General features: G+C 68.8%; 2 protein-coding genes and 1 pseudogene. All 3 read right to left on the reverse strand.

Annotation, left to right across the window (positions count from 1 at the left end; translation table 11 throughout):
* Window positions 1-1,139: RCC1 domain-containing protein (locus ACIBQZ_RS43125; protein ID WP_396094761.1), on the reverse strand; the 1,139-nt coding region annotated here is incomplete at its 3' end.
* 566 nt (window positions 1,140-1,705) lie between these two features.
* Window positions 1,706-3,148 carry an IS1380 family transposase gene (locus ACIBQZ_RS43130; RefSeq protein WP_396094762.1) on the reverse strand — a complete coding sequence of 481 codons (1,443 nt, stop codon included), beginning with the start codon at window positions 3,146-3,148 and terminating at the stop codon, window positions 1,706-1,708.
* 150 nt (window positions 3,149-3,298) lie between these two features.
* Window positions 3,299-3,730 (reverse strand): annotated as a pseudogene (locus ACIBQZ_RS43135) (hypothetical protein); the annotation flags it as partial.

A 3,730-nucleotide genomic window follows, 5' to 3' on the forward strand; every position in this document is an offset into this window, starting at 1 on the left:
AGCGACCAGCCGGTGGAGAACGGCACGCTGACCTGCACCGGGGACGTTCGCTGCACGATGGTCCCGTCACCGAGCTGACCGACGGAGTTCAGGCCCCAGCACCAGAGCGTGGTGTCGGCCCGGGTGGCGCAGGTGTGATACTGACCGCCGGTCACCTGGTGCCAGGTGGTCGCGGAGCCGACCTGGCGCGGGCTCGTGACGTTGGTCGTCGAGCCGACCCCGACCTGCCCGTTGACGTTCGTGCCCCAGCACCACAGGCTGCCGTCGGTCTTGATCCCGCAGCTGTGGCCCTGTCCGACCCCGATGCTGGACCAGGCCCCCGGGATCGCGACCGGAACGGTGTAGGCGCTGGTGTTTCCCTGCCCCAGCTCGCCTTCGGGGTTGGTTCCCCAACAGTAAAGCGCGGCGCCGGTCGAGATCGCACAGGTGTGCCGGTCGCCGTTGCTCATGCTGCGCCAGCCGCTGACCGCCGCCACCGTGACCTGGACCGGTGTGGGGCGGTTGGTCGTCGTTCCGTCACCGACCTGCCCGCGCTGGTTGTCGCCCCAGCACCACAGGGTGTCGGCCCGCAGCGCGCAGTTGGCGCCCCAGCCCGAGGTCAGCAGCCCCCAGCCGGTCGTGGCCGGGGAGGTGACCTGGGTCGGGACGGTCGCAGCGGTGGTGGACCCGTTCCCCAGCTCCCCGAAGCTGTTGGTGCCCCAGCACCACAGCGTGCTGTCCGCGCGGGTGGCGCAGGTGTGCAGGTTGCCTTCGGACACCGAGGTCCAGGTGGAGTCGCTGCCGACCTGCGTCGGGGCGCCCCGGGTGGTGGTGTCGCCCAGGCCCAGCGCCCCGGTGCTGTTGGCGCCCCAGCACCAGAGGGTCCCCGGGGAGCGGATCTCGCATGCGCTCGCCGACCCGTGGGCGGACGCGGTGTAACCGGAGTTCGCGTCGATCCGGGCCGGAACGGTCTGGGCGCGGTTGGGGCCGCCCCAGGTCAGCAGAGAACCGGTCTCGAAATCCGATTGAGCGGAGAACGAGTTACCCGAGCCGGCGGTCGACGCGGTGAACGCCGCGTTGACGGTGGGAAGGGCCAGGACAGCCAGTAGGACAAGCGCCAGCAGGGCCACGACCGCAGCAGAACGTCGGCGCGACTGCATGCTGCTCTTCTCATCCCCGCCGTTTGCTCTGGTACTGCTTCCTGCCGGCCATATCAGGGGCCTGTCGACGCAAATCCGGCGGACTTGAGCGTTACCAGAAAGGTGAAACCGTGAGCCGCACCTGAACGCGGCTTGAGCCGGCGCGGACGATGAGTCCGGAGGACGGACGCGCCCGAACATCTCAGGTGATGGCGCGGGTCAGCTCTTCGACGCCGCGCAGCAGATCCTCCTGGGTGATCGGCCCGGGCCCGCCACCACGGGCGCCCGTCATCGCAAGTTCTTCGGGATCTGAACCGACCGCGAGTCACTCGGGGAATCAGTTACAGACCAAGGCTGGCCTCACCACGCTGCGGTCTGCCGTGCTCAACGAAGGTGATTTCGCCTTCTCCTAACCTCGATCATTCGCGGGTGAGGGTCGCTCGGTTCTTTCCTGGCGGTTGTTGATCTTGTTCTCCTTCCTGTCGATGGTTGGGGCGTGCGGGCGGTCCGACTGTCGGGTCGGTGGCCGCCGGTTCCGGGCCGGGGCGGTTTCCTCCGGGTTGGGGGGCAGGAAGTGGGGCTGCTGGTCAGGTGGTGAGCGGCAGGTTCATCGCAACGGTGAGGCAGTCGCGTAGTTCTTGTGCCCAGGGCCAGGTTTCGGGGATACGGATGGTTCGCCGTCGTTGGCCGTGGATGATCCGGGCGCTGGTGTGCAGGATCCGGTAACGCAGGGTCTTGGGTTCGGCCCGGGCCAGGGGCCCGGTCAGGCAGAGCAGCCGTAGCCAGGCCAGCAGGTCGCAGGCCATCGCGGCGGCGGCGATCCAGGCCTGGTTGATCCGGGCACTTCTGGAGGGGAAGTGGCCCAGGCCGGTGTTCTTCCCGGTCCTGATCCGGTCCTCCACCCGTGCGTGAGCACGGTGACGGGCTTCCAGGACCGCGATCTGCCCGAGCAGGCCCCTCGTCGTGACCGGTGTGTTCGTGGCGAGGAGCTGGTAGCGCCAGCCGTCCAGTTCCTCGAAGAGAGACAACTGGGCTCCCGGGTGCGGCTTTTCGCGGCGGACGATGACCCGCATCCCCTCGGGCCAGGACTTCAGCCGATCACCGCCGGCTGACTCCCGCAGGAGCCCGGTGAGCTCGACGACGCCGGCCTTGTCCAAATCCCGGGCTTGTCCTTGGGTGTCCAGGACATGCTGCCACGCGTTCGCCGGGACTTTGCCGATCGCGGTCCTGGCGCGGGTGTCGAGGTCGAACCCGACGCTGTAGTGCACTTTCCGGCCAGCCGGTTTGTTGAGTTCGGTGATGTGGTGCAGGAGATCGAGGGTTGATCCGGCGCCGTCGCAGGTGATCAGCAGGTCCCGGCGATAGGGCGCAGGAACCTGCCGGATCGCCTCGGTCAGGACCTCGAGATGATCGGCGGTAGTGTTCGATCCTGCATTGCCCGGACGGAATTTCACGGCCAGGTTCTCGTCGGTGTTGTCGCACCAGGCGGTCAGTGCGTGATGGCCGAAGGTGCCCTTGAACGTGCCGGCGGCTTGTTCCTTGTCCGAGTGGGCGATCGTGATCGTGGCGTCCAGGCGGATCACGATCGTCCGGCCTAGATCCTCGCCCCCGGCCAGTCGCGCCGCCGGGATCGCCCCGTGACGGGTTCTGATCAGGTTCCACACGTGGACGCGGGTTTTCGCCCGTGCGGCCGCAATCCGGGTCAGGGTGTGCTCGTCGATGGAGTTCAGGGTCCGCCACAGGGTCGGGTCCGAGGCCACCGGCCCGAAGAGTTCGTCCTGGTCACGCAGCACGGCCAGGTCTGACATGACCCGGCCGCCGTCCGCGATCACGACCGCGGCATCGGTCAGGACCCGGCCGCGATCATGCAGGATCAGAGCGTCTTTCGGGTTCAGGACCTGCGACAGGCGTTGTGTCAGTCCTGAGCGGTCGGCCAGCAGCCGCACCGCGACGGACCCGGTGTGGGCCACCACGCCCTGGCCGGCGACTTCTACCCGCAGGTCACGGGCCCATCCGCTAGAATCCTGCACTTGGAAAGTGCCCCCTTGAGCTGGCTCGTGGTTGTCTTCGCAAACACCATCGTTCCAGCTCAGAGGGCACTTTTCTTATTTTCAGCCGTTAGAACGCGGCTCTGCGTGAATAGCCAGGGCTAAGCGGGTCGTTCCACTCACCGGTGGAGATCAGTCCAGCAGCTTGACCGCGGCCGTCCGCAGCGCCCGGGGCAACCGCCGGCTGGTCGCGAGCAGCCGGGTCTCCGGGATGGACGGGCGCCGGCCGAGCAGCCGGGAAAGCAGCCGGCGAGCCTCCTCCGGGGCCAGCGGGCCGACCGGCAGGGGCCGGGCACCGTACCGGGCGGTCAGCTCGGGTAGCGGGCCGCGGCTGGTCACCAGCACCAGGCAGCCCGCGGTGCCGGGCAGCAGTGGCGCGACCTGCTCGGCGTCCCGGGCGTCGTCGAGGACGATCAGCAGGCGTTTGCCGGCGAGCAGGGTCCGGTACAGCGCGGCAGCCGCTTCGACGCCGTCCGGGGCCTGCCCGGCCGGCACGCCGAGACCGAGCAGCAGCACCGAGAGCGCCGCGACCGGCGTCTGGTCGCGGAGGGTGACGTACAACTG

Origin of the sequence: Actinoplanes sp. NPDC049599 (genome assembly GCF_044465625.1) — a bacterium.
Lineage (GTDB): Bacteria > Actinomycetota > Actinomycetes > Mycobacteriales > Micromonosporaceae > Actinoplanes.